We start from the raw sequence: 25,035 nt of genomic DNA, 5'->3' as shown, positions 1-25,035 counted from the left end.
ACCCGGGGCGGCTGGCCTCAGGCGTACCGGGTGATCAGGACCTCGACGTTCAGAGCCGATCCACCGCCGCCGGAGACGATCCCCTTCAGCGGGGTCACGTCCCGGTAGTCGCGGCCGCGCCCCACCAGCACGTGCAGGTCTCCGGCCGGCTTGTGGTTGGTGGGATCCCAGCTGTGCCAGGAGCCGTCCCACCACTCGAGCCAGGCGTGGGACTGGCCGGCCACCTTCTCCCGCAGCGGGGCATCCGGACGCGGGTGGATGTACCCGGAGACGTACCGGGCCGGGATCCCCAGGGTGCGCAGCGCGCCGATGCCGATGTGCGCCAGATCCTGGCACACCCCCTGACCACTGGTCAGTGCCTCAGCGGCGCCGAACTGCACGGAGGTGACGCCAGGCTGGTAGGTCATGGTTCCGGCGAGCCAGTCGATGATGGCCTTGGCCGAGGAGTTCGGGTCCCCGGTGCGCAACCGCCGGACCTGCTCGGCGCCCTCCTCGGTCAGGGTGGACAGCCGGGTCTGAGGCAGGAAGTCGGAGAACTCATGGACGGTCTCCATCGACTCCAGCTGCTCCCAGGTGACCACCTCCCCGGCGTCCTCGCCGAAGGGGTCCTCCGGTGAGCGGTGGACCTCCACCGTGGCGGTGGCCAGCACCTCCATGGCGTCATGCGGGACGTGGATGTCGAAGGTGCTCACGCGCGATCCCCAGTAGTCCCGGTACGCCATGGCGGTGGCCTGCTGGGGAGTGATGGTGATGGAGGACTCCAGGGTGACCTGGGAGGCATCGGTCAGCGGGGTCATCCGTGCCTCGTTGTAGGAGGTGGAGACGCGGTTGTTGTACTCATACCGCGTGCGGTGGGAAATGTAGAGACGACTCATGACACCTCTCCGACCCAGGACAGTTCCTGTCCCCGGGAAAAGTACTTGTGGGTGATGGCCTCGGAGGCCCGCGCACAGGTCTCCTGCACCTGGTGCAGGTACACCGGGAGGTTCTCCTCCAGCGTGTCCGGCGTGGAGTACTCCAGGGAGGAGCGCATGTCCCCCACCAGCCGGCGGGCATCGTCCATGAACCCCACCCGCTGATAGGACGGGTCCAGGGCCATCAGTGCGTCCTCGGCGTCCTGCAGGGCCCGCAGGACCGAGCGCGGGAAGAGCCGGTCCAACAGGAGGAACTCCGCGGCGTGGTCCTCGGCCACGGAGGAGCGCTGGGTGCGCAGGAAGGACTCGTAGGCTCCGGCGCAGCGCAGCATGTTCACCCAGGACAGGCCCAGGGTTTCGGACTCCCGGGTGAGCATCATCCGCGCGGTGTTGTCCGCCCGTTCCAGGGATCGGCCCAGCTCCAGGAACAGCCAGGCTTCGTCATGGCTCATGGTGGAGTCGGTCAGGCCACGGATCATGGCGGTGCGCTCCAGGATCCAATGGCAGAACCGGTACGTGCCCACCATGTCCTTGCGATGCTGGCCCAGTCCGTACCAGGTGGTGTTGAGCGCCTCCCAGAGTCCGGAGGAGACCGTCTCACGGGCACGGCGGGCATTCTCACGAGCGGCCCCCAGAGCCCCGGAGATGGAGTGCGCGGCCACCCGGTTGTAGGCGAGGGTGTCCAGCAGTGAGGTGAGGGAGTTCTCCTCCTGCGGGGGCACGCCCATCGCCGCGAGCAGGTCCCCGGTGACCTGTTCCTGCTCGGCCGGGCTGGCTCCGTTGAGTCGTTCCAGGTGGACGTCCAGGATGCGGGCGGTGCCGTCGGCACGCTCGACATACCGGCCGATCCAGAACAGGGATTCGGCGATGCGGCTCAGCATGAGCGCTCCCCCTCTGCGGTGGTGTCGGTGCAGGGCTGGACAGGGGCACCGGCCTGACGGAACTGCTGCTGCTGTTCGCCCTGGGACTGGTGCTGGCCGCGGCGGCCCTGCTGCTGCTGTTGGCGACCACCGCGTGGGGGGCGCCGGTAGGAGGAGGCGGTGGCCGTCGTCGGGCCCTGCTGGTCCGCCGAGGACGGGACCTCCGGGAGCTGCAGCGCATCCTCATCGGTCTCGGCGCTCTGACCCACTTCATCCACGGGGCTCTGCTGGGACTCCAGCTCCCAGTCGTTGCCGACCACATGGATCTGCGGCTCGGGGGTGGGCTCGGGCTGCGGGCCGACGGCCGCCTGCGGGTCGGCGATCACCCAGGTGTCCTTGGAGCCGCCGCCCTGGGAGGAGTTCACGATCAGCGACCCCTCCTTGAGAGCCACGCGGGTCAGTCCGCCGGGAAGCACCCAGACGTCTTCGCCGTCGTTGACCGCGAACGGACGCAGGTCCACGTGGCGGGGACTGAACTGTCCACCCGCCAGGGTGGGGACCGTGGAGAGCTGCAGCACCGGCTGGGCGATCCAGCCGCGCGGATCGGCAAACACCTTGCGGCGCAGCTCCTCCAGCTCTGCGGGCGAGGCGTCCGGGCCGATCACCAGTCCCTTGCCGCCAGAGCCGTCCACGGGCTTGACCACGAGCTCGTCGAGCCGGTCCATCACCTCCTCGCGGGCTTCGCGCTCCTCCAGGCGGTAGGTGTCCACATTGGCCACGATCGGCTCTTCGCCCAGGTAGTAGCGCACCAGGTCAGGCATGTAGGTGTAGACGAGCTTGTCATCGGCCACACCGTTGCCCACGGCGTTGGCGATGGTGACGTTGCCGGCTCGGGCGGCGTTGATGATGCCGGGGCAGCCCAGCACGGAGTCGGACCGGAAGTGCATGGGGTCCAGGAACTCGTCGTCGATCCGCTTGTAGATCACGTCCACGCGCTGCTCCCCGTCCGTGGTGCGCATGTAGACCTTGTTCCCTCGCGTCACCAGGTCTCGGCCCTCGACCAGCTCCACGCCCATCAGCCCGGCCAGCAGGGCGTGCTCGAAGTAGGCGGAGTTGAACACGCCTGGCGTCAGGACCACCACCACCGGGTTCTCCACATTGGACGGAGCCGACTTGCGCAGGGCGGCCAGCAGCCGGCGCGGGTACTCCTCCACAGGGCGCACGTTCACCGAGCCGATCGCCTCCGGCAGACCCTTGGACATGGCCCGGCGGTTCTCCAGCACATAGGACACGCCCGAAGGGACACGGACGTTGTCCTCCAGCACCCGGAAGGTGCCCTCAGCGTCCCGGACCACGTCGATCCCGGAGATGTGCACGCGCACACCGCCGGCGGGACGGAACCCGTGCACTGCCCGGTGGAAGTGCTCCGAGGTGGTGATCAGGGAGCGCGGGACCACGCCGTCCTTCACCACGCTCATCTGGTCATAGACATCGTCCAGGAACGCCTCCAGCGTCCGCACCCGCTGGGTGACGCCGCGCTCGAGCACGTCCCAGTCATCCGCCGGGATCACCCGCGGCACGATGTCCAGTGGCCAGGCGCGTTCCTCACCGGCATAGTCGAAGGTCACCCCACGGTCCAGGAAGGTCCGGGCCATGGACTCGGCCCGAGCGGTCACATCCGTCAAGGAGAGGGTGCGCAGGGCCTGCTCCACGGGCCGGTAGTCCTCCCGCAGGGTCAACCCGGGCGAGAACATCTCATCCCACGCGGTGCTGCGGTCCAGCGCTGCGGCATAGCCGTCGAAGAGGTCTGACATGCACTCCAGTTTTCCACGGACCGCCCCGAAACCCCGCATGATGTCCAGAACCGGCCCAGCCAGGCGCCGTTGGCCGACCTCCGGCGGTGTGACCCAGGACATGAAACGGTGATTGAATACCGGCATGCCCGACTCTCTGCTGAACCTGGACCAGGCCAACCTCTGCCGCCAGGAGGCCGCCGACCGTTCGGCGCTGATCTCCACCCACACCTATGACGTGCAGGTGGACGTCAGCGGCGCCCAGGACCTGGACCGCCCGGACTTCCCCACCGTCACCACCATCACCTTCTCCTGCGCGGAACCAGGGTCCACCACCTTCCTGGACTATCTGCACCACAGCGTGGAGTCCGTGGAGCTCAACGGGGTTCGGCTGGACCCCGCACAGCACGTCGGAGCGGCACGGATCCTGCTGCCGGACCTGCAGGCCGAGAACACGGTGACCGTGGTGGGCAGCTCCCGCTACTCCTCCTCCGGTGAGGGTATGCACCGCTTCCAGGACCCCGCTGACGGCCAGGTGTACCTCTACACCCAGTACGAGCCCGCCGACGCGCGCCGAGTCTTCCCCAACTTCGAGCAGCCGGATCTGAAGGCACGATTCACCTTCCACCTCACCGGCCCCGCCGACTGGGTGCTGGCCTCCAACCAGCCGGAGTCCGGGCGGCGGCCGAGCCGTCCGGCAGACGGGCCCGACGGCGGCTCCGTCACCGTGGACTTCTCCCCCACCCCCGCGCTGTCCACCTACATCACCACCCTGCTGGCCGGTCCCTACCACCGGGTGGAGGACACCTGGGGCGGCCACCCGGAGTCCGGCGCGCCCGAGGTGAGGCTGGGACTCTACTGCCGCCAGACCATGGTCCCTGCCCTGGACGCGCACACCCTGTTCGGGGTGACCAAGGCCGGTCTGGACTTCTTCCACGGACTGTTCGGCGTCCCCTACCTGTGGGGCAAGTACGATCAGGCGTTCGTGCCCGAGTACAACCTCGGTGCCATGGAGAACCCCGGACTGGTCACCTTCACCGAGCAGTACCTCTTCGAGTCCCAGGCCACCCAGGCCCAGTTCGAGGGCCGGGCGACCACGATCATGCACGAGATGGCCCACATGTGGTTCGGGGACCTGGTGACCATGACCTGGTGGGACGATCTCTGGCTCAAGGAGTCCTTCGCCGACTACATGGGCACCCTGGCCGTCGCCGAGGCCACCGAGCACACCGGTTCCTGGACCACCTTCGCCTCGCGCCGGAAGGCCTGGGCCTATGTGCAGGACCAGTACCCCACCACCCATCCGATCGTCGCCAACATCACCGACCTGGAGGCGGCCCGTCAGAACTTCGACGGGATCACCTACGCCAAGGGCGCCTCGGTGCTCAAGCAGCTGGCGGCCTACGTGGGCCGGGACGCCTTCATCTCCGCCTCCCGCGAGTACTTCGCCCGGCATGCGTGGGGCAACGCCGAGCTCGCCGACTTCCTGGCCGTGCTCGGAGAGGCCTCCGGTCAGGACATGCAGGCCTGGGCCGAGACCTGGCTGCAGACCTCCGGCGTGCCCGAGCTGTGGCTGGAGGACTCTCAGGAGGGCGACGGCGCTCTGGTGCTGCGCCAGGAAGGATTCGATCCGGCGGCCGGTCAGGCCGTGCTGCGCCCCCACGTGCTGAAGGTGGGCCGCTATGAGCCGGATGCCCACGGCACACTGGTGCGCGTGGCCGAGGCCGAGGTCCACGTGCCGGCAGGCGCCTCCGGTGACCGGACCGTCGTCGGGAATCTGGGACGTGGAACAGCGGACGGCACCCGCCTGCTGCTGGTCAATGACGAGGACCTGACCTACGCGAAGATCCGCCTGGACGAGAAGTCACTGCGCGCCGTGCTGGAGCACCCGGTTCAGGACAGCCTGGCGCGGGCCACCGTATGGGCGGCGCTGTGGAGCATGACCCGCGACGGGCTGATGCCGGCGCGGGTGTTCGTGGACGCGGTGGCACGGCTGTCCGCCTCCATTCCGGATGTGGGCGTGTACTCCCAGGTCGTGGAGCAGGCGGTGACCGCCGTGGAGCGCTTCACCCCGGCCGATGAGCGCGAGCAGGTGCGCGGCGTCCTGGCCGAGGCGCTCATCAGCGCACTGCGCGAGATCGGGCCGGGCAGCGACCGGCAGCGCTCGGCCTTGCGTGCCTACGCCCGGCTGGCCCGTGCTGCCGGGGAGCCGACGGCGGATCAGTTCATGCAGGTGCTGGAGCCGTTGGCCCGCCGTGCCCAGACGGGGGTGCCGGAGGGACTGAGCGTGGATGCTGAGGCACGGTGGTTGGCGCTGATCGCGCTCGCCGCCCTGGGCCGGGTGGACCGCTCGGCACTGGATGCCGCCCGCCAGGACGAGGTCACCGCTCGCACCTCGGTGTGGCACGGGACCGCCGTGGCCGCCCTGCCGGAGCCGGCCCTGCGTGCCGGCGTGTGGGAGGCGGTGATGACCGGGCAGGCCGACGGTGAGGTCCTCTCCAACGACCAGCTGACCGCGCTGGCCGACGGTTTCACCGCCTCGCGGCCGGACCTGACCGCTGCGTTCTCCGCCCGGTTCTGGCCAGAGCTGGAGGGGATCTGGTCCAGTCGATCCAACGGACTGGCCAGCCGCACCATCCACGGGCTGTTCCCCGCCGCCCAGGATGCGGTGCCGGGCGGACCTGCGGCACAGGAGTCGCACCCGGTGGTGCAGTCGGCGCAGTCCTGGCTGGATGACCACCCGGCGGCCCCGCGCGCACTGCGCCGGATCATCGTGGAGGAGCTGGACAACCTGCGACGCGCCCTGCGCGCCCAGGCGAGCTGAGGCTGGGAGGGGACCGGCCGTCGTCGGGACGGACTGACGGCGGCCGGTCGCCCGGTGCGAGGACCAGCCGAGAAATCAGGGCACGCGGTGGGTCCACTCCGGGGTGCTGAACTTGGTGCGGGCCAGTTCCTCGGCGCGGGCGATGTCCTCCGCGGAGAGTTCGGCGAGCTGAGCGCCGGTGCGCTCGGTGAAGGTCTGGATCATCACGTCCCAGATCTCCGCGCGGCTCAGGCCGGTCTGCCTGCGCAGCGGGTCCACGCGCTTCTTGGCCGAACGGATGCCCTTGTCCCGGATCTTCTCCTTGCCGATCCGGAGCACGTCCATCATCTTGTCCGCGTCGATGTCATAGCTCAGCGTGGCGTGATGGACCATGCCGCCGTTGGCCAGACGTTTCTGCGCGGCGCCGCCGATCTTGCCCTGGGGTGTGGCGATGTCGTTGAGCGGCTGATAGAACGCCTCCACGCCGGTGCGCGCCAGCGACTCCATGGCCCACGCGTCCAGGAACGGGTAGGAGTCGGCGAAGCTCATCCCGTCCACCAGGGACTGAGGCAGGTAGAGCGAGTAGGTCAGGCAGTTGTCCGTCTCCATGAACATGGCCCCGCCGCCGGTGATCCTCCGGACCAGGGTCACCCCGTGGTGTTCCATCCCCTCGGGGTCCACCTCGTTCACCACGGACTGGAAGGAGCCGATGAACACCGCAGGATCCGTCCACTGCCACAGGCGCATGGCCGGTGCGCGGCGACCGGCACCCACGTCCTCAGCCAGGATCTGGTCCAGAGCGGCATTGACGGCCACCGGCAGCGGTGTGGGCGGGATGACCTGCCAGGCGTGGTCCTCCCAGGTGGTGGCATGCCCCAGGGCGCGGCGCACGGCCGTGGCGACGGACTCAGGATCGAAGCCGAACATCACGGTCTCCGGCCCGACGGCGTCACGCACCGTCTGCGCGATGGTCGCGTGGGGTGCATCCGTGGGCAGACCCCGCAGCGAGGCGTTGATCTGCTCGAGGGCCTCGTCTGGCTCCAGGAAGAAGTCGCCGTTGATGCTGGCGGCCGTGACGGTCGCACCGGTCTCATCCGTGGTGAGGTCGGCGACCACGAGCTTGCCGCCGGAGACCTTGAACTCTCCGTGGTGGGTGTGCTGGGGCTGGGGCGCGGCGAGGTTCTCTGCTGAAGTCACCGGTCCATCCTAGGCTCGGAGGATGACCGCACTGCCAGCTCACCCGTCCCCGCCCGCCGGACCCGCAGACCCCACTGCCGGGACGGTCCCTGCCGGTGTGGCCCTGCTGGGGTGGGTGGCGGCCCTGGCGGTCCCCCTGTGGGTCGGCGCCGGGCGGTTCCTGACGGGCACGGCCGGAGACCTGGCCCTGGTCTACGCCCTGACCCTGGTTCCGGTGCTGTTGGTGCTCTCCGTGGTGGCGTTGGCCGTGCCCGGCAGCCGGCCTGCTCGCCGCCCGTCGGTCCGGGCAATGGTGGCCCTGGGACTGGCCTGGATCTGCGGCCTGGGTCTGGGTCTGACGCTGCCGGACACCGGTGAGGGCGCGTCCTCGGTCCTGGAGGCCTGGGCGGGGCCGGAGATGAGCGGGGTCGCGGCGGCCCTGAGCAACCCCTTCGCCATCCTGATGGTGCTGCTGGCCGCCATCGGCTGTGTGCTGGCGGTGCGGGACTCCCGCCCCGGTGGCCCGTCTCGAGTGACGGACGAGGACGACCGGCAGGGCACGGGCCGATTCCCTCTGCTGGACGTCTGAGGCGGGTCCAGAGACAGCACTGGACCCGACTGCCGGAGCAGACGGGTCCAGGTGAAGCTGTGTGTCGGCGTGAGCCGGTCCTGCGCGAGGGCGGGAGGATCAGGCGTCGGCCTTCTTGCCGCCGAAGCCCTTGAAGCGGGCGTTGAAGCGCTCCACGCGGCCGGCGGTGTCCATGATGCGCTGCTTGCCCGTGTAGAACGGGTGCGAAGCGGCCGAGATCTCGACGTCGATCACCGGGTAGGTGTTGCCGTCCTCCCACTCCATGGTCTTCTCGGAGGTGGCGGTGGTGCGGGTGAGGATCTTCTCGCCGGAGGCCAGATCGTTGAAGATCACCAGCTGGTACTCGGGATGGATGTCAGTCTTCATGGGTATTCCTTCGCAGGTGCCACTGGATTTTGCCAGCGGCGGGAAGAGGTCAGGGTTGGATGGCCGCAGAACGGCCAGCTGTCCACTATACACCCCGGGCGCGCAGCTCCCAGAACGCCACGGCGGCCGCGGCGGCGACGTTGAGCGAGGACACCCCGGCGGACATGGGGATCATCACGTGGTCGTCGCAGGCGTCCAGGGTGGCATGCCGGACACCCGGTCCCTCGCTGCCCAGCACGAGTGCCAGCCGCTCCACCTCACGCAGGTGCGGTGCATCCAGGAGAACCGCACGGTCGGTCAGCTCCAGGGCCACCACCCGGAACCCCAGGTCCTGGAGGCGGCGCACCCCCGGGACGGTGCCGTCGTCGGGATGCTCGCCGGAGGCGAAGCGCGACCAGGGAACCTGGAAGACGGTGCCCATGGAGACACGGATGCACCGGCGGTACAGCGGGTCAGCCGAGGCCGCACTGAGCAGTACGGCGTCCATCCCCAAGGCTGCGGCGGATCGGAAGATCGCGCCCAGATTGGTGTGGTCCACCAGGTCCTCGACCACCACCACCCGTCGGGCGCCGTGAAGCACCTCCTCCACCGAGCGCGGGGCAGGACGGTCCATGGCGGCCAGGGCTCCGCGGTGCAGGTGGAAGCCGGTGATCTGCTCCAGCATCTGGTCCGAGCCGGTGTAGACCGGCACGTCCGGGTGCACGGCGAACACGTCCTGCATGGACTTCAGGTAGCGGTGGGAGAGGAAGAACGAGCGCGGGGTGTGCCCGGCGTCCAGGGCACGGCGGACCACTTGGGAGGACTCGGCCAGGTAGATCCCGTGCTCAGTGTCCTGGCGGCGGCGCAGGGCGGCGTCGGAGAGGGAGCAGTACATCTGGACGCGCGGGTCCTGTGCGTCGGTCAGTTCAATGGGCTGTGCTGGGGAGGTCACGCCGGCCCCGCTCAGCCGTTGGCCAGGCGCAGCAGCATGCTGACCAGGCCGGCCAGGCCCACCACCACGATCACTGCGCGCAGCCAGTTGGGATTGATCCGCCGGCCGATGCGTGCGCCCAGGCTGCCGCCGACCATGGAGGAGACGGCGATCAGCAACACGGCGCGCCAGTCGATCCGGTCGAAGGCGAAGAGCAGATAGGACACCGCCGCGATCAGGTTCACCGCCAGGGAGAGCCAGGTCTTGACCGCGTTGGCGTGGACCAGGGTGCCGGCCATGAACACACCCAGGATGCCCATCAGCAGCACACCCTGGGCCGCCACGAAGTAGCCGCCGTAGATGCCGGCGGCGAAGACGAGGATCCACAGGGCGGGGCTGATGGGACGGGAGGGGACCTGGGGCTCGGCTGCGCCGGCCGGCTGGCCGGGCACCTCCGCTGTGGGATCGGCCTTGCGTCTCCGGACCCAGGCCTGCAGCCGCGGCTGGAAGATCACGAAGCTCAGCGCCACCACGATCAGGATCGGCGCCGCCACCCCGAAGACCTCGGGAGGGAGCAGCATCAGCAGGAACGCGCCGATGACGCCGCCGGAGAGCGAGGCCAGGGTCAGCGGCACCAGCACCGCCCGGGACTCGCCGAGCTCGCGCCGGTAGCCGACCGTGCCGGAGACCCCGGCGGCCACCAGACCGATCGCATTGGAGATCTGGGCGGTGACCGGAGGGAAGCCCATGGCCACCAGGACAGGAAAGGTCACCAAGGTGCCGGACCCGACCACCGAGTTGATGGTGCCGGCCCAGAGTCCGGCGAGCAGGATCAGCAGGACCTGCCAGAGGTCCAGTCCGAGCACGTCCAGGGTGAGGAGGTCTCCCACGCCGGTCAGGCGGCGACGGCCGTGTACCGGCCCTCGGTGACGGAGACCTTCAGCGGGACCCCGAACGTCTCGGACAGGTTCTGCTCGGTCAGGGTCGTCTCGAGTTCGCCGGCGGCCACCACCGAGCCGCCGCGCATCAGCAGGGCGTGGGTGAACCCGGGTGGCACCTCCTCCAGATGGTGGGTGACCAGCACCAGCGCGGGGGCGTCCTCGTCCTGGGCCAGCTCGGTCAGGGAGGACACCAGGGATTCCCGGCCGGCCAGGTCCAGGCCGGCGGCGGGCTCGTCCAGCAGCAGCAGCTCCGGGTCGGTCATCAGGGCGCGGGCGATCAGCACCCGCTTGCGCTCGCCCTCGGACAGGGTCCCGAACCGGCGGTCCTCCAGGCCCTCCAGACCCCACTGGGCGGCCAGGTCACGGGCCCGGTCCTCGTCGAAGGACTCATAGCCCTCGTTCCACCGGCCGGTCACCCCCCAAGAGGCGGTGACGATCGCATTCAGCACGGTCTCGTTCTCCGGCAGCTGGGTGGCCAGTGCGGCGGAGGACAGGCCGATCCGCGGACGCAACTCGAAGACGTCCACCGCCCCGATCACCTCGTCCAGGATCCCCACCATGCCGGCGCTGGGGTGCAGCCGTGCGGCGGCCACCTGCAGCAGGGTCGACTTCCCGGCACCGTTGGGGCCCATGATGATCCAGCGCTCCCCCTCGCGCACCTGCCAGCTGATCTCCCGGACCAGCTCCTTGCCGCCGCGGGACACGGTCACGGCGGCCAGCTCCAGCACGGAGTCGCCGGAGGGGATGAACAGGTCCGGGTCCATGGGTCGGTCGGGGACGTGCGAGGTCTCGGAGACAGGAGGGGTCATGGACAGAACACTAGGCTAGGACCGCCCCCCGAAGCACGAAAGGCCCCGGCATGCCGCGCACTCCTTCCCCCGACTCCTCCCGTCCTGCAGGCCTGACGGTCCTCTACCGCGCCGCGGGCTCCGGTGAGGCCAGCACTCCCGACGACGTCACGCACCTTCCGCAGGACGCTGAGCGGGTCTCCGGCGTCGGCTTCCAGGGCTGGCGCTGGACTGCGGCCGACGGAACTGACATCGCCTCGCCGGCCGGCGATACGCCGGGTTCTGTCCTCACGCCAGACCTGGTCGAGGCCGGCTACCACCTGGCGGAGGTGCCCGCGCCGGCCGCCGGTGCCGAACGGCGGATCCTGGTGATGGACGTGGACTCCACACTGATCCAGCAGGAGGTCATCGAGCTGCTGGCCGCCCACGCCGGACGGGAAGCAGAGGTCGCCGCGGTCACCGAGGCGGCCATGCGCGGGGAACTGGACTTCGCCCAGTCACTGCATCACCGCGTGGAGGCCCTGGCCGAACTGGAGGCGAGCGTGATCGAGAAGGTGGTGGCCGCCGTCGTGCCTCAGCCAGGTGCCCGGGAACTGATCGGCGCCTTCCGCACAGCAGGGTGGGCCGTGTGTGCGGTGTCAGGGGGGTTCACCCAGGTGCTCCAGCCGTTGGCCGCGGATCTGGGCCTGGATCGGCACCGGGCCAATGAGCTGGAGATCGTGGACGGTCGACTCACCGGCCGGGTCATCGGACCGGTGGTGGACCGCGCGGTCAAGGCCGAGTCGCTGCAGGAATGGGCCGCGGAGTTCGGGGTGGACCAGACCGGGACGATCGCCGTGGGCGACGGCGCCAATGACATCGACATGCTGCAGGCTGCGGGGCTGGCCGTGGCGTTCTGCGCCAAGCCGGCCCTCCGCGAGCACGCCGACATCGAGCTGGACGTGCCCTCACTGGACGTGATCCGGGTCCTGGCCGGACTCTGAGCCGTCTCGAGGTTCTGCACCTCCGAACCGGAAAGGCCCTGCCGCACGGGGCAGGGCCTTTCCGGTCAGGGGGTGTGGAATCGTCGGACGTCAGCCCTGATGCTCGGCGTCGGGGTCTCCCCCGGCGGCGGTCAGGAAGTCCTCGGCCCCGCCCACGTACTCGGTGTAGCCCACCGGCAGGTCGTTGCGGCCCACCAGGACGGCGATCTCGGCGGCGAACTCCTCCACGGAGTAGAGCTTCCCGGCGGCCTCACGGCGGGCCTCGATCGCACCCGGCTCGGCACGGTTGAGCATGGTGGCGGTGATGGTGCCCTCGATCATGTCTCCGGAGACCACCACGAACCCGATGCCCCGGTCGCGCAGATCCGGGATCCGCTCCCGCAGCGCGACCTCACCGGCGCGCTTGGACTGGGCCACCGGGGTGTAGGCGTCCATGGTGGGCACGGAGTCGATGAAGTGCGCCTGGTGACTGGTCACGAAGATGACCTGGGAACCGGCCTTCAGGTGCGGCAGCGCGGCCTCGAGCATGGCCAGCTGGGAGTCGCGGTTGAGCACCATGGCGTAGTCCTCGCCCATGGAGGACTCCATGCCACCGGAGGCGTTGAGGACCAGCAGGTCCAGGGAGCCGAACTCCTGCACCGCCGTGTCCACCATGGCCCCGCGCCCCTCGGCGGTGGTGATGTCCGCCCCCACCGCAACAGCCCGGCCGCCAGCGTCCTGGATCCCGGCCACCACCTTGTTCGCACGGGGCGCCTTCTGGCGATAGTTGACCACCACGCCGGCACCGCGTGCGGCCAGCAGCTTCGCCGTCTCGGCACCGATGCCACGGCTGGAGCCGGTGATGATCGCTCCTCGTCCGGCCAGGTCCTGGGCGGTGCTCGGGGTGCTGCTGGGGGTCTGCTGTGAGTCGCCCTGCGGGCTGCTGTTCTGCGCGTCGCTCATGGGGATCAGTGTCCCATGCCCAGGCCGCCGTCCACGGGGATGACGGCCCCGCTGATGTAGGCCGCCTCGTCCGAGGCCAGCCACCGCACCACTCCGGCCACTTCGGAGGCAGCCGCGAAGCGTCCGGCGGGAATGGACTTCTGATAGCTCTTCTTCAGGTCCTCGTCCAGCGCCTGGGTCATCTCGGTGTCGATGTACCCGGGGGCCACCACATTGGCGGTGATGTTGCGCGAACCCAGCTCACGGGTCAGGGACCGGGCCATGCCCACCAGCCCGGACTTCGAGGAGGCGTAGTTGATCTGTCCCGGGGAGCCGTAGAGACCCACCACGGAGGAGATCAGGATGACCCGGCCCTTCTTCAGGCGGATCATGCCCTTGGAGGCTCGCTTGAGCACCCGGAAGGACCCGGTGAGGTTGGTGTCGATCACCGAGGTGAAGTCCTCTTCGGACATGCGCAGCAGCAGCTGGTCCTGGGTGATGCCCGCGTTGGCCACCAGCACCTCCACCGGACCGTGCGCGGCCTCCACCTCGGAGAACGCCCGGTCCACCGACTCGGCGTCGGTGACGTCAGCCTGCACGGCGAACAGTCCGTCCGGTGCCTCACCGGAGCGGGAGGTCACCGCCACCCGGTCCCCGTTCTCCCGGAACGCCTGGGCGATCGCCAGCCCGATCCCCCGGTTGCCGCCGGTCACCAGGACACTGCGTCCGGTGGGAGTCTCGGTCTGGGTATTCTCCTGGGCCATGGGTCCTCCTGGTGCTGGGGTACGGTGAGGGCGCTCACCGGGTGCTGGTCCACCACTCTAGTGAGGACAGTGAGACAATGGAGGACATCTGTTTCGCCCTTCGCCCGCACGGAGACCGTCATGTCCAGCCGCCCCGCCGCCCCCGGCTCCTCGCCCGGCGCGCGCAGGTCTGCTCGGCACCACCCCTCCCACGCGGCTGACGAACCCGCAGTCCAGCGGATCACCAGCGCCCCCGAGCCCCATTCGGCTGACCTGGATCGGCGGATGGGCCGCTACCTGTGGCAGATGGGCATCCGCACCGGTTGCTTCGTGGGCGCCTTCTTCGCCTCCGGCTGGCTTCAGCTGGTGCTGATCATCGGCGCGATCGTCCTGCCCTACATCGCCGTGGTCCTGGCCAACAACGGCACCGTGAGCAACGGTGAGGTGCTGCAGCAGATCCCCGCGGATCAGCCCGCGCTGGGCTGGGAGGGCCACCAGGGCTCTCCCACGGCAGAGCGGCCCGACGACGGCCCCGTCCAGGGAGTCGTCCTGGTCACCCGCGCACTGCCCAGCGGCACGGGCAGTCACGCCCAGGATGAGGCCTCCTCCCCGACCTCCGGCGACGGGGCGGTCTGAGCATGACGGAGAGGACACCCGGAATGAGCACGCCTGGACTCCCGGATCTGCTCGGCTCGCTGGGCTCCGCCACCGGCCGATCGGCACAGACTCGGCAGCAGGCTGCCGGGCCGGATCAGGCGCAGTGCTCACGCAAGGGCTGCCGTGGTGCCGCCGCCTGGAGACTGGAGTGGAATAACCCGAGGATCCACACCCCGGATCGCCGCAAGACCTGGTTGGCCTGTGCCGAGCATCGGGACTGGCTCACCGACTACCTGCAGTCTCGAGGACTGCTCAAGGACGTGCTTCCCCTGGACGCACCGGAAGGACGTGCATGACCGGCACCATGGACCCCGATCAGACCCTGGAGGACCAGGCACCGGCCGCCGAGCGTAAGCCCAAGCTGGACTTCGGCTTCGTGCTCTCGGCCAAGTGGCTGGGTGGGCTGGCGTTCTGCCTGCTCTTCGCCTTCGCCTGCGCCCTGTTGGGACAGTGGCAGATGGACCGCCGCATGGAGGCCGTGGCCGAGATCAACAAGGTGCTGGAGAACTATGACGAGCCCGCCGTTCCCTACTCCGAGGCGCAGGACCTGTTCACCGACTTCCAGCCCCAGGACGAATGGACGCCGGTGGTGCTGCAGGGAGAGTATCTGGAGCAGGACACCCGGATCGTGCGCAACCGGCCGCTCAACGGTCGTCCCGGCTACGAGGCCCTGGTTCCGTTCCGCACGGACACCGGCGAGGTGATCGTGGTCAACCGCGGCTGGCTGCCGATCGGCAACTCCCCCGGTCGCCCGGACACCGTCCCCGCGCCACCCTCCGGTCCCGCTGAGGTGACCGTCCGGGTCAAGCCCGGCGAGCCCACCCTGGACCGCGACGCCCCGGAGGGACAGCTGGCCTCGATCGACCTCGTCGCGTTCGAGGAGTCCGTGGACTACCCGGTGGCCCGGGCCGCCTACGGGCTGCGGGCCGTCGAGGACCCGGCACCGGCCACCTCACCGCAGCTGCCGGCCAAGCCCCCACTGGATGAAGGACCACACCTGTCCTATTCGCTGCAGTGGTTCATGTTCGGCCTGATGAGCTTCGTGGTGTGGGGCTACCTGGTGCGCCAGAAGGCGGTCAACGACCGTGAGGACAGGATCCACGGGTTCACCGAAGAGGACGGATACCTCTCGGCCCACCGCCCCGAGCGCGCCAAGCCGGTGCGGCGCCGCGGAGGGCAGCTCACCGACGAGGAGATCGAAGACGCCCTGGTGGACGCCGGCGAATCCCGCTGACCCCACCGGAACGGATGATCCGGCTGGGGGCCTGGCCGGTCAGGCCAGGGAGATCAGGTCCTGGTACTCCGCGTTCCACAGGTCCTCCACGCCGTCTGGCAGCAGCACCACCCGTTCCGGGTCCAACGCCTCCACGGCGCCTTCATCGTGTGTCACCAGCACCACGGCGCCCTGGTAGGTGCGCAGGGCGTTGAGGATCTCCTGGCGTGAAGCCGGGTCCAGGTTGTTGGTGGGCTCGTCCAGCAGCAGCACGTTGGCCGAGGAGGCCACCAGCGTGGCCAGGGCCAGACGGGTCTTCTCACCGCCGGACAGCACCCCGGCCGGCTTGTCCACGTCGTCGCCCTGGAACAGGAAGGACCCCAGGATGTTGCGGGCCTCGGTGTCCTTCAGGTCCGGAGCGGCCGTGCGCATGTTCTCCAGCACGGAGCGCTCGGTGTCCAGGGTCTCGTGCTCCTGGGCGTAGTAGCCCAGCTTCAGGCCGTGCCCGGCCACGATCTGGCCGGTGTCCGGCTGCTCCACTCCGGCCAGCATGCGCAGCAGGGTGGTCTTGCCGGCGCCGTTGAAGCCCAGGATGACCACGCGTGAGCCGCGGTCGATGGCCAGGTCCACACCGGCGAAGATCTCCAGGGAGCCGTAGGACTTGGAGAGGTCCTCGCCCATGAGCGGGGTCTTGCCACAGGGTGCCGGCTCGGGGAACCGGATGGCGGCCACCTTGTCCGCGGCCCGCTCCCCCTCCACATCCTTCATCAGTCGCTCGGCCCGTTTGATCATGTTCTGGGCGGCCACAGCCTTGGTCGCCTTGGCCCGCATCTTGTTGGCCTGGTCCATCAGGGCCCCGGCCTTCTTCTCGGCGTTGGCGTACTCGCGGCGGCGGCGGGCTTGGTCCTGCTCGCGCTGGAGCTGGTAGTTCTTCCACCCCATGTTGTACACGTCCATCACCTGACGGTTGGCGTCCAGGTAGAGGACCTTGTTCACCGTCATCTCCATCAGGTCCACATCGTGGCTGATCACGATGAACCCGCCGGGGTAGGACTTCAGGAAGTCCCGCAGCCAGACGATCGAGTCATGGTCCAGGTGGTTCGTGGGCTCATCCAGCAGCAGCACATCGGCATCGGAGAACAGGATCCGGGCCAGCTCCACACGACGCCGCTGTCCACCGGAGAGGGTCTTCAGGGGCTGCTCGAGGATGCGGTCCGGCAGGGCGAGGTTCGCGCAGATCGTCGCCGCCTCAGACTCGGCCGCGTAACCGCCCTGGGAGGTGAACTCGGCCTCGAGCCGAGCGTAGCGGGACATCGCGCGCTCACGGATGGCGTCGTCGGCGTTGGCCATGTCGTCCTCGGCCTGGCGCATGCGGCGGATGGTCTGATCCAGGTCACGTGCGGAGAGGATGCGCTCCCGCGCCGTCTGCTCCATGTCCTCGATCTTGGGGTCCTGCGGCAGGTAGCCGATCGACCCGCGGCGGGTCACCGTCCCGCCGGTGGGCTGTCCGCCGCCGGCCAGGACCTTGGTCAGCGTGGTCTTGCCGGCGCCGTTGCGTCCCACCAGGCCTACCTTGTCCCCCTGGGCCACGCGGAAGGTGACGCCCTCCATCAGGAGTCGTGCTCCGACGCGCAGTTCAAGATCGGTGACGGCAAGCACAGTGAGGGAACTCCTACAGACGATGGGGTCCCGCCTCGGTCGGTGACGCACAACACGGCCGGAGCCGGGCCCGGCCTAGACTGCCGGTGGTGCATTGCGGGACCCGTCCAGTCTACGGGTCGGACCGCAGCACCGTGTCCCGTCGGTGCCGCCGACCTCCGCCCCTGAGCTCAGGAGTCCGTGTGTCCTCATCCGTCCCCGCCCAGCCCCACCGCACCCTGCACGGCGCTTCCGCTCTGCCGGTGCCCACCCAGGTGGCGGTGACCGGAGTGTTCGCGGCGCTGATCGCCGTGGCGGCCATGCTCCCGCCCATCCCGGTCGGCGGCTTCGGCGTCCCGATCACCCTGCAGACCTTCGCGGTGATGCTCACCGGAATCGTCCTCGGTGCCCGGCTGGGCTTCCTGGCCGTGCTGCTCTACCTGGTGGCCGGCCTGGCCGGACTGCCGGTCTTCTCCGGCTTCAGCGGTGGGCTCGGCGTGCTGGCCGGGCCCAGCGCCGGCTACCTGCTGGCCTTCCCGCTGGCCGCTGCATTGGCCGGAGCCCTGACCACGCTGGTGCTGCGCCGCACGGCCGGCCGCGGCTTCGGGCGGTGGGCACTGGTGTTCCTGTCCGCCATGGTGGCCTCCTTCACCTTCGTGCACCCGATGGGCATCGGCGGCATGATGATCGCCCTCGAGCTGGACGTGATCACCGCGCTCGGCGCCGACATGGTCTTCTGGCCCGGCGACGTGCTCAAGAACGTCCTGGCCACCGCGGTGGCCGTCACCCTGTTCCGGGCGTTCCCGGGTCTGGCACAGCGCCGCTGGTGATCTCGGACCGCCTGCCCGCCGCCTCCGCGGGGAGCATCACCTTCCGGCAGGTCGGCGTGGAGGTCCCGACGACGTCCCCCGGGCAGGAGCAGCGCCCCGGCTCCCAGCCGGGCACGGTGCGGATCCTGGAGGGTCTCGATCTGGAGCTGACCGAGGCGCGGGTGTGCGTGATCGGGGCCAACGGCTCAGGCAAGTCCACGCTGATCCGACTGCTCAACGGACTGGTCAGCGCCTCCACCGGGCAGGTCAGTGTGCACGGCCTGGACCCGGCCGTGCAGACCGCCGAGGTCCGCGCCCAGACCGGGTTCGTGTTCACCGATCCGCTGGTCCAGCTGGTCATGCCCACCGCAGGAGAGGACGTGGAGCTCTCCCTGCGGCGGACCCATGCCCGCCGTGCTCAGCGCCGCTCGGCCGCCGCCGATCTGCTGGCCGAGTTCGGCCTGGGTGGGCTGGCGGACCGAAGCGTCTACGATCTCTCCGGCGGTCAGCGCCAACGACTGGCCCTGGCCACCGTGCTGGCCACCGACCCCGTCCTGCTGGTGGCCGATGAGCCCACCACCCTGCTGGATCTGGCCTGGACCCTGGATGTGCAGGAGCTGCTCCTGTCCCGTCCGGGCACCGGCCGTTGCCGGCAGCTGGTCTACACCACCCATGACCTGGAGTTCGCCGCGCTGGCGGACCGCTGCCTGGTGATGGACCGTGGCCGAGTGGTCCACGACGCCGCCGGCCCCGATGCGGTGCGCTGGTATCGAGAGCTCGTGCACTCCAGACGGACCGGCCAGGACTGAGGCGCCGTCCATGACCACGTTCGCGCGGCTCTTCGATCACCGCCCTGGTTCCTCCCCGGTGCACCGTGCGCCGCTGGGACTGAAGTACCTGGTGGTCCTGGCCGTCACCGTCCTGGTGGTCTCCTGGAGGGCACCGCTGGTGGCCCTCGCCGCGCTGGCCGTCGTCGTGGTCCTGCACGGTGCGGCGGGTCTGATCGGAAAGTTCCTGGCGCCGCTGCGCAGACTGTGGCCGCTGCTGCTGGTGGTCGGTCTGGCCCGCTGGATCTCGGAGGTCTGGGTGCGCCCGGCCGGACAGGCCGCTGGACCGGACGTGGGCGGAGCCGTGCTGAACGCTGGGGTGGTCGTGGTGGGGGTGTATGCCGCTCTGACCGCTGCGCGGCTGCTGCTGCTGACCACCCCAGGACCGGACCTGTTGGACGGGATGGAACGGTTCTTCGGGCTGTTCCGGCCGCTCGGCGTCCACCCTCAGGCGGCGGCGCTGGCGGTCAACGTGATGGTCCGCTCGATCCCCTGGGTGGGGACCGCCGTCGAGGAGACCTCCGAGGCGCTGGCCGCCCGGGGTGTGCGACGCACCCCACAGAGGCTGATGCTGCCGGTGCTGGTGGCCACGGTGGGATATGCCCGTGCCACAGGAGAGGCGCTGGCCGCTCGAGGGCTGCCGGACGAGCCGGAACACCGCCACCAGGAGGACACGGCGCCCTGATGCCGTTCAGCTCGCTCCCCCACTACACTCAGGCGCATGAGCTTCAACGACAACATCAGACTGGACTCCTCCCGCGTCCGGGACTCTCGCGGTGGTGGAGGCGTGGGCCGGGGCGGTGGCATCGCGATCGGCGGTGGCGCGGGCCTGTTGGTCCTGCTGTTGTCCATCTTCGCCCCGGGGCTGGCCGAGGATCTGGGCCTGACCGGAGGAACCCAGACCCAGCGGCAGCAGCCCAGCGGCCCGCAGGCGATCGACGAGTGCCAGACCGGCGCCGATGCCAACGAGCGGATCGACTGCCGGATCCTGGCCACCGTGGAGTCCGGCGACGCCTTCTGGAAGCCGTACCTGGCCCAGTACCAGGTGCAGTGGCGCGAACCCGGCGTGGAGCTGTTCGCCGGACGGGTGAACACCGCCTGCGGTGCGGCCACCTCCGATGTGGGCCCGTTCTACTGCCCCGGGGATGAGTCCATGTACTACGACACCGAGTTCTTCGATGTGCTCGAGTCCCGGTTCGGCGCCTCCGGCGGACCGCTGGCCGAGGAGTACGTGGTGGCCCACGAGTACGGGCACCACATCCAGAACATCGTGGGCTACCTGCAGTACTCCCAGCAGGGCGGTACCGGCCCCACCTCCGGGGCCGTCCGCGTGGAGCTGCAGGCCGACTGCTACGCCGGCATGTGGGCCGGCCATGCCGCCACCACCACGGATCCAGAGTCAGGCGAGACCTTCCTGCAGGAGGTCACCGAGACCGATCTGCGTGATGCCCTCTCCGCCGCGGCCGCGGTGGGCGACGACCGCATCCAGCAGGCCTCCACGGGCCGGGTGATGCCCGAGGCGTTCACTCACGGCACCTCTGAGCAGCGGATGAAGTGGTTCATGCACGGCTACCAGACCACCGACATCAACCAGTGCAACACCCTGGACCACCCGAATCTGGACCAGCCCTGATCGGCTGACCCCCATCACCGGATCTCCACGGACACTTCGCAGACGAGAACGGGACGTCACCTGGCAAGGTGACGTCCCGTTCTCGTGATGGCGGTCTGATCAGATGTTGAACCCGAGGGCTCGCATCTGGTCGCGGCCGTCGTCGGTGATCCGCTCCGGACCCCACGGCGGCATCCATACCCAGTTCAGTCGCCACTCGTCCACCATGGTGCTGACGGCACGAGAGACCTGATCCTCGATCTCATCGGTCAGCGGGCAGGCGGCGGTGGTGAGCGTCATGTCGATCAGCAGGGCCCCGTCCTCGGCGTAGTGCACGCCGTAGAGCAGCCCGAGATCGACCACATTCACGCCCAGCTCGGGGTCGATGACGTCCTTGAGCGCCTCCTCGATGTCGTCGAGGGGTGTCTGTGTGTTCTCCGTCATCAGGTTCCTCAGGCTCCGGCCGTGGCGGTCTCGAAGCGGACGTAGCCCTCGTTCTCCAGGCGGTCGGCCAGCTCGGGTCCACCGGACTCGGCCACCTGGCCGTCCACGAAGACGTGCACGTAGTCCGGCTTGATGTAGCGCAGGATCCGGGTGTAGTGGGTGATGAGCAGGGTGCCCATCTGGTTCTGCTCCTGGGCCCGGTTGACGCCCTCAGAGACCACGCGCAGGGCGTCCACGTCCAGGCCGGAGTCGGTCTCGTCCAGGACGGCGAACTTGGGCTTGAACAGCTCCAGCTGCAGGATCTCCACGCGCTTCTTCTCACCGCCGGAGAAGCCCTCGTTCACGTTGCGGTTGGCGAACTCGGGGTTGATCTTCAGCGCCTCCATGGCGGACTTGACGTCCTTGGACCAGTGACGCAGCGAGGGGGCCTCGCCGTCGATCGCGGTCTTGGCGGTGCGCAGGAAGTTGGTCATGGTGACGCCGGGGATCTCCACCGGGTACTGCATGGCCAAGAACAGGCCGGCGCGGGCGCGCTCGTCCACGTCCATCTCCAGGACGTCCTCGCCGTCCAGGGTGATGGAGCCGGAGGTGACCTCGTAGCGGGGGTGGCCGGCGATCGTGGCGGCCAGCGTGGACTTGCCGGAGCCGTTGGGGCCCATGATGGCGTGGGTCTCACCGGTGTTCACGGTCAGGCTCACGCCCTTGAGGATCTCCTTGGGGCCTTTCTCGGTCTCGATCGAGACGTGCAGGTCCTTGATCTCCAGGGTTGACATGCGTGTTCTCCTCACAGGTTCCGTCTCAGGGACGGAGTGGTCTTCAAGTGGTGTGGTTCAGGGGGTGCGGGAGCGGTCTCCCGCGGTCGGAGGCGAGCCTCAGGCGTTGAGCACGGTGGAGGTGTCGACGAACACCTCTCCGTCCTGTTCGGTCAGCGCGTACACGGACACCGGATCGGTGGCGGGCAGCTGGTTGGGCCGTCCGCTCACCAGGTCGAAGGCCGACCCGTGCCCGATGCACTCCAGCGCGCAACCCTCCACGAAGCCGTCCGAGAGCGACACCTCCTCGTGGGAGCAGATGTCGTCCAGGGCGTGCAGGGTGCCGTCGGAGTCGCGGGCCACGGCCACGGGGTGTCCGTCCACCTCGAACCGCTGGACCTCGCCGGGCCCGATCTCGCTGGAGGCGCAGACGCGCTGACCGGCCGCCATCAGAGCTGGGTCACCTCGAGTTCGGTCTCCATGATCTCGGTGAGCTCCTGCTCGACGTCCTCGATCCCGATCTTCTGGATGATCTCGTTGAGGAAGCCGCGCACCACGAGCTTGCGCGCCTCGGACTCGGGGATGCCGCGTGCCATCAGGTAGTACAGCTGCTCCTCGTCGAAGCGGCCGGTGGCCGAGGCGTGCCCGGCACCTTCGATCACGCCGGTCTCGATCTCCAGGTTCGGCACGGAGTCGGCACGGGCACCGTCGGAGAGGAGCAGGTTCTGGTTCTTCTCGTAGGTGTCCGTGCCTTCGGCCTCCTTGCGGATCAGCACGTCCCCGACCCACACGGTGTGAGCGTCCTGGCCCTGCAGCGCGCCCTTGTAGAGCACGTTGGAGGTGCAGTTCGGCACGGCGTGGTCCACGAACAGACGCTGCTCCAGGTGCTGGCCGGCGTCGGCGAAGTACAGGCCGTAGAGCTCGGACTCGGCACCGGGACCGGTGAACCGTGCGGTGGGGGTGAGCCGGACCAGGGAGCCGCCATAGGAGATCGCCACATGCTTGAAGGTGGCGTCCTTGGCCACAGCGGCCTGCTGTGCCGAGGCATGCACGGCGGAGTCCTCCCAGGCCTGGATGCTGGTCACGGTCAGACCGGCCCCGTCCTGGACGTCGAACTCCACGTTCTGGGCCACCACGGCCGAACCGCGGTGGGTGATCACGACGTCGGCGCGGGCATGGGGTCCCACGACCACCAGCAGGTGCTGGGCCGACGCCTCGGCCGCGGTGCCCTCCACGGTGATGCGGATGGGCTCGCCCACCTCAAGCTCGGCGGGCACGGTGACCACGGTGGCCTGCTCGAAGGAGTTCCAGGCGGCGGCGGACACCCGGTCGTCCGGGGTCAGCACGGAGCCCAGGCGGGCGTCCTCACGTCCCACGGTCTCCACGGTGATCCCGTCTTGCGCCTGGACCTGCACGGACGGTGCCGTGCCGGTCAGCCGGGACTGGTCGCCGTCGGGAAGGTGCAGGCCAGCCAGACGCTGCAGCGGGGTGAAGCGCCAGTCCTCCTCACGTCCGGTCAGGACCGGGAAGTCGGCCAGCTCACGGGAGGAGATGCGGTCCGCGCGGGAGGTGCCGAAGGCGGCGCGGCCGTCGGCCCCGGAGACCTTCGCGGAGGGGTCCACGTGGGACTCCACCGCACCGGTCTCGGCCGAGCCGGGAACGGTGGCATCGGTGCCAGCGGTCAGCTCGGTGGCCAGCTGCTCGCCCTCTTCCCCCATCCCGGGGATGACGGGGGTCCCGGCGCCCTCGGTGGAGAGCTCGTCCAGGGTGATGTTCTGTGTGTCGGTCATATCAGCCCACCGATCCTTCCATCTGCAGCTCGATGAGCTTGTTCAGTTCCAGTGCGTACTCCATCGGCAGCTCACGGGAGATCGGCTCGATGAACCCGCGCACGATCATCGCCATGGCCTCCTGCTCGGACAGCCCGCGGCTCATCAGGTAGAAGAGCTGCTCCTCCGAGACCCGGGAGACCGTGGCCTCATGCCCCAGGGTGACGTCATCCTCGCGGATGTCGATGTACGGGTAGGTGTCCGAGCGGGAGATGGTGTCCACCAGCAGGGCGTCGCAGACCACGGAGTTGGCCGAGTTCTCGGCACCCTCCTTGACCTGGACCAGACCGCGGTACGCCGCCCGGCCGCCGCCGCGCGCCACCGACTTGGAGACGATCGAGGAGGAGGTGTTGGGCGCCAGGTGGACCATCTTGGATCCGGTGTCCTGGTGCTGGTCCTTGCCGGCGAAGGCGATCGAGAGGGTCTCGCCCTTGGCGTGTTCACCGGTGAGGTAGACGGCGGGGTACTTCATGGTGACCTTGGAGCCGATGTTGCCGTCGATCCACTCCATGGTGGCGCCCTCTTCGCAGACGGCGCGCTTGGTCACCAGGTTGTACACGTTGGTGGACCAGTTCTGGATGGTGGTGTAGCGCACGCGGGCGCCCTTCTTGACCACGATCTCCACCACGGCGGAGTGCAGCGAGTCGGACGTGTAGATCGGGGCGGTGCAGCCCTCGATGTAGTGCACGTACGAGTCCTCGTCCGCGATGATCAGGGTGCGCTCGAACTGGCCCATGTTCTCGGTGTTGATCCGGAAGTAGGCCTGCAGCGGGATCTCCACGTGCACGCCCTTGGGGACGTAGACGAAGGAGCCGCCGGACCACACCGAGGTGTTCAGGGAGGCGAACTTGTTGTCGCCCACCGGGATGACGGAGCCGAAGTACTCCTTGAAGATCTCCGGGTGCTCCTTCAGGCCGGTGTCGGTGTCCAGGAAGATCACGCCCTGCTCCTCCAGGTCCTCACGGATCTGGTGGTACACGACCTCGGACTCGTACTGCGCGGCCACACCGGCCACCAGACGGGCGCGCTCGGCCTCGGGGATGCCCAGACGCTCATAGGTGTTGCGGATGTCCTCGGGCAGGTCCTCCCAGGACTGGGCCTGCTTCTCGGTGGAGCGCACGAAGTACTTGATGTTGTCGAAGTCGATCCCGGAGAGGTCTGCGCCCCAGGTCGGCATCGGCTTGCGGTCGAAGTACTTCAGGCCCTTCAGGCGCAGGTTGAGCATCCACTCGGGCTCGTCCTTCTTGGCCGAGATGTCCCGCACCACGTCCTCGTTCAGGCCGCGGCGGGCGTTGGCGCCGGCGTCGTCGGAATCGGCCCAGCCGAACTGGTAGGCGCCGATCGCCTCCAGCTCGGGGTTCTTCTCCAGGATCTCGGAGATGACACCGGGGTCGGTGTCCTCCGTGATCCGATCGGTGATCTGATCGGTCATCTCAACCTCTCTCACTTGCACTTCTGGCAGTTCGG

General features: G+C 69.1%; 26 protein-coding genes. 10 read left to right on the top strand and 16 right to left on the bottom strand.

Going from position 1 to position 25,035, the window contains the following annotated elements; genetic code table 11:
* Window positions 1–17 precede the first annotated feature (17 nt).
* Genes ACEXHE_RS02725 through ACEXHE_RS02715 form a run of 3 tightly spaced genes read right to left on the bottom strand, consistent with a single transcriptional unit; the run spans window position 18 to window position 3,588 of the window.
* On the bottom strand, window positions 18–875 hold the full coding sequence (locus tag ACEXHE_RS02725; RefSeq protein ID WP_374784616.1) for a transglutaminase N-terminal domain-containing protein: 858 nt from the start codon (window positions 873–875) through the stop codon (window positions 18–20).
* Window positions 872–1,795: an alpha-E domain-containing protein gene (locus ACEXHE_RS02720; RefSeq protein WP_374784615.1), complete on the bottom strand. Its 924-nt coding sequence runs from the start codon at window positions 1,793–1,795 to the stop codon at window positions 872–874. Before ACEXHE_RS02720 ends, ACEXHE_RS02725 begins: the two co-directional genes overlap by 4 nt.
* Window positions 1,789–3,588 carry a circularly permuted type 2 ATP-grasp protein gene (locus ACEXHE_RS02715; protein ID WP_374784614.1) on the bottom strand — a complete coding sequence of 600 codons (1,800 nt, stop codon included), beginning with the start codon at window positions 3,586–3,588 and terminating at the stop codon, window positions 1,789–1,791. The genes ACEXHE_RS02720 and ACEXHE_RS02715 overlap by 7 nt, the downstream gene beginning before the upstream one ends.
* Before the next feature lie 124 nt (window positions 3,589–3,712).
* On the opposite strand from ACEXHE_RS02715, the gene pepN reads away from it, so the two are divergent.
* Window positions 3,713–6,391, top strand: a complete 2,679-nt coding sequence (gene pepN / locus ACEXHE_RS02710; RefSeq protein ID WP_374784613.1) for an aminopeptidase N — start codon at window positions 3,713–3,715, stop codon at window positions 6,389–6,391.
* A gap of 75 nt (window positions 6,392–6,466) precedes the next feature.
* On the opposite strand, the gene ACEXHE_RS02705 is transcribed toward pepN, so the two are convergent.
* Window positions 6,467–7,567: a biotin/lipoate A/B protein ligase family protein gene (locus ACEXHE_RS02705; protein WP_374784612.1), complete on the bottom strand. Its 1,101-nt coding sequence runs from the start codon at window positions 7,565–7,567 to the stop codon at window positions 6,467–6,469.
* Window positions 7,568–7,589: 22 nt separating this feature from the next.
* Between ACEXHE_RS02705 and ACEXHE_RS02700 the strand changes: the two genes are divergently transcribed.
* Window positions 7,590–8,135 carry a hypothetical protein gene (locus ACEXHE_RS02700; protein ID WP_374784611.1) on the top strand — a complete coding sequence of 182 codons (546 nt, stop codon included), beginning with the start codon at window positions 7,590–7,592 and terminating at the stop codon, window positions 8,133–8,135.
* 99 nt (window positions 8,136–8,234) lie between these two features.
* Here ACEXHE_RS02700 and ACEXHE_RS02695 read toward each other — a convergent pair whose 3' ends face one another.
* From ACEXHE_RS02695 to ACEXHE_RS02680, 4 genes are all read right to left on the bottom strand, one after another.
* Window positions 8,235–8,501 carry a type B 50S ribosomal protein L31 gene (locus ACEXHE_RS02695; protein ID WP_091696934.1) on the bottom strand — a complete coding sequence of 89 codons (267 nt, stop codon included), beginning with the start codon at window positions 8,499–8,501 and terminating at the stop codon, window positions 8,235–8,237.
* Between the two features lie 85 nt (window positions 8,502–8,586).
* A complete protein-coding gene (locus ACEXHE_RS02690) occupies window positions 8,587–9,432 on the bottom strand; it encodes a TrmH family RNA methyltransferase (protein WP_374784610.1) in 846 nt (281 codons plus the stop codon).
* 11 nt (window positions 9,433–9,443) lie between these two features.
* The gene (locus ACEXHE_RS02685) at window positions 9,444–10,301 is read right to left on the bottom strand and encodes a sulfite exporter TauE/SafE family protein (RefSeq protein ID WP_374784609.1); all 858 of its coding nucleotides are present in this window, start codon (window positions 10,299–10,301) and stop codon (window positions 9,444–9,446) included.
* A 5-nt stretch (window positions 10,302–10,306) separates the two neighbouring features.
* Window positions 10,307–11,116: an ABC transporter ATP-binding protein gene (locus tag ACEXHE_RS02680; RefSeq protein ID WP_374784845.1), complete on the bottom strand. Its 810-nt coding sequence runs from the start codon at window positions 11,114–11,116 to the stop codon at window positions 10,307–10,309.
* Window positions 11,117–11,211: 95 nt separating this feature from the next.
* Between ACEXHE_RS02680 and serB the strand changes: the two genes are divergently transcribed.
* On the top strand, window positions 11,212–12,123 hold the full coding sequence (serB, locus tag ACEXHE_RS02675; protein WP_374784608.1) for a phosphoserine phosphatase SerB: 912 nt from the start codon (window positions 11,212–11,214) through the stop codon (window positions 12,121–12,123).
* A gap of 90 nt (window positions 12,124–12,213) precedes the next feature.
* Here serB and ACEXHE_RS02670 read toward each other — a convergent pair whose 3' ends face one another.
* Together ACEXHE_RS02670 and ACEXHE_RS02665 are read right to left on the bottom strand one after the other, a co-directional pair.
* A complete protein-coding gene (locus ACEXHE_RS02670) occupies window positions 12,214–13,065 on the bottom strand; it encodes an SDR family oxidoreductase (protein WP_374784607.1) in 852 nt (283 codons plus the stop codon).
* A gap of 5 nt (window positions 13,066–13,070) precedes the next feature.
* Window positions 13,071–13,808: a beta-ketoacyl-ACP reductase gene (locus tag ACEXHE_RS02665; RefSeq protein ID WP_091696946.1), complete on the bottom strand. Its 738-nt coding sequence runs from the start codon at window positions 13,806–13,808 to the stop codon at window positions 13,071–13,073.
* Between the two features lie 120 nt (window positions 13,809–13,928).
* On the opposite strand from ACEXHE_RS02665, the gene ACEXHE_RS02660 reads away from it, so the two are divergent.
* Genes ACEXHE_RS02660 through ACEXHE_RS02650 form a run of 3 tightly spaced genes read left to right on the top strand, consistent with a single transcriptional unit; the run spans window position 13,929 to window position 15,678 of the window.
* On the top strand, window positions 13,929–14,423 hold the full coding sequence (locus tag ACEXHE_RS02660) for a DUF3099 domain-containing protein (RefSeq protein ID WP_374784606.1): 495 nt from the start codon (window positions 13,929–13,931) through the stop codon (window positions 14,421–14,423).
* 23 nt (window positions 14,424–14,446) lie between these two features.
* On the top strand, window positions 14,447–14,740 hold the full coding sequence (locus ACEXHE_RS02655; RefSeq protein ID WP_374784605.1) for a hypothetical protein: 294 nt from the start codon (window positions 14,447–14,449) through the stop codon (window positions 14,738–14,740).
* Entirely contained in the window at window positions 14,737–15,678 is a 942-nt protein-coding gene (locus ACEXHE_RS02650; RefSeq protein WP_245760668.1) for an SURF1 family protein, read from the top strand. Before ACEXHE_RS02655 ends, ACEXHE_RS02650 begins: the two co-directional genes overlap by 4 nt.
* A gap of 39 nt (window positions 15,679–15,717) precedes the next feature.
* Here the strand turns inward: ACEXHE_RS02650 and ACEXHE_RS02645 are convergent, their stop codons facing one another.
* A complete protein-coding gene (locus tag ACEXHE_RS02645) occupies window positions 15,718–17,316 on the bottom strand; it encodes an ABC-F family ATP-binding cassette domain-containing protein (protein ID WP_091696953.1) in 1,599 nt (532 codons plus the stop codon).
* A 182-nt stretch (window positions 17,317–17,498) separates the two neighbouring features.
* Between ACEXHE_RS02645 and ACEXHE_RS02640 the strand changes: the two genes are divergently transcribed.
* From ACEXHE_RS02640 to ACEXHE_RS02625, 4 genes are read left to right on the top strand one after another with little or no spacing between them, the layout of a single operon-like run.
* Complete coding sequence (locus ACEXHE_RS02640) at window positions 17,499–18,125, top strand: biotin transporter BioY (protein WP_374784604.1); 627 nt, start codon at window positions 17,499–17,501, stop codon at window positions 18,123–18,125.
* Window positions 18,122–18,913, top strand: coding sequence for an energy-coupling factor ABC transporter ATP-binding protein (locus tag ACEXHE_RS02635; RefSeq protein WP_374784603.1), 792 nt, complete (start codon window positions 18,122–18,124; stop codon window positions 18,911–18,913). The genes ACEXHE_RS02640 and ACEXHE_RS02635 overlap by 4 nt, the downstream gene beginning before the upstream one ends.
* Window positions 18,914–18,923: 10 nt before the next feature.
* Window positions 18,924–19,616 carry a CbiQ family ECF transporter T component gene (locus tag ACEXHE_RS02630; RefSeq protein WP_374784602.1) on the top strand — a complete coding sequence of 231 codons (693 nt, stop codon included), beginning with the start codon at window positions 18,924–18,926 and terminating at the stop codon, window positions 19,614–19,616.
* A 36-nt stretch (window positions 19,617–19,652) separates the two neighbouring features.
* Window positions 19,653–20,564, top strand: coding sequence for a neutral zinc metallopeptidase (locus ACEXHE_RS02625; protein WP_091696958.1), 912 nt, complete (start codon window positions 19,653–19,655; stop codon window positions 20,562–20,564).
* 99 nt (window positions 20,565–20,663) lie between these two features.
* Here ACEXHE_RS02625 and ACEXHE_RS02620 read toward each other — a convergent pair whose 3' ends face one another.
* The 5 genes from ACEXHE_RS02620 to sufB all read right to left on the bottom strand — a co-directional run bounded on the left by ACEXHE_RS02620 (window position 20,664) and on the right by sufB (window position 25,000).
* A complete protein-coding gene (locus ACEXHE_RS02620) occupies window positions 20,664–20,987 on the bottom strand; it encodes a metal-sulfur cluster assembly factor (RefSeq protein WP_091696960.1) in 324 nt (107 codons plus the stop codon).
* A gap of 8 nt (window positions 20,988–20,995) precedes the next feature.
* The gene (gene sufC / locus ACEXHE_RS02615; protein ID WP_374784601.1) at window positions 20,996–21,760 is read right to left on the bottom strand and encodes a Fe-S cluster assembly ATPase SufC; all 765 of its coding nucleotides are present in this window, start codon (window positions 21,758–21,760) and stop codon (window positions 20,996–20,998) included.
* Between the two features lie 99 nt (window positions 21,761–21,859).
* On the bottom strand, window positions 21,860–22,189 hold the full coding sequence (locus tag ACEXHE_RS02610) for a non-heme iron oxygenase ferredoxin subunit (RefSeq protein WP_091696966.1): 330 nt from the start codon (window positions 22,187–22,189) through the stop codon (window positions 21,860–21,862).
* Window positions 22,189–23,529 (bottom strand): Fe-S cluster assembly protein SufD, encoded by a 1,341-nt coding sequence (sufD, locus tag ACEXHE_RS02605; protein ID WP_336704893.1) that lies wholly within the window; start codon window positions 23,527–23,529, stop codon window positions 22,189–22,191. The genes ACEXHE_RS02610 and sufD overlap by 1 nt, the downstream gene beginning before the upstream one ends.
* A gap of 1 nt (window position 23,530) precedes the next feature.
* Window positions 23,531–25,000: a Fe-S cluster assembly protein SufB gene (sufB, locus tag ACEXHE_RS02600; RefSeq protein ID WP_260061201.1), complete on the bottom strand. Its 1,470-nt coding sequence runs from the start codon at window positions 24,998–25,000 to the stop codon at window positions 23,531–23,533.
* Window positions 25,001–25,035: the final 35 nt, after the last annotated feature.

It is taken from the genome of Micrococcus sp. IITD107 (genome assembly GCF_041927415.1).
Lineage (GTDB): Bacteria > Actinomycetota > Actinomycetes > Actinomycetales > Micrococcaceae > Citricoccus > Citricoccus terreus.
Note: the sequence above shows the minus strand (reverse complement) of the source record. Positions and strands in the feature narration are given on the sequence as shown.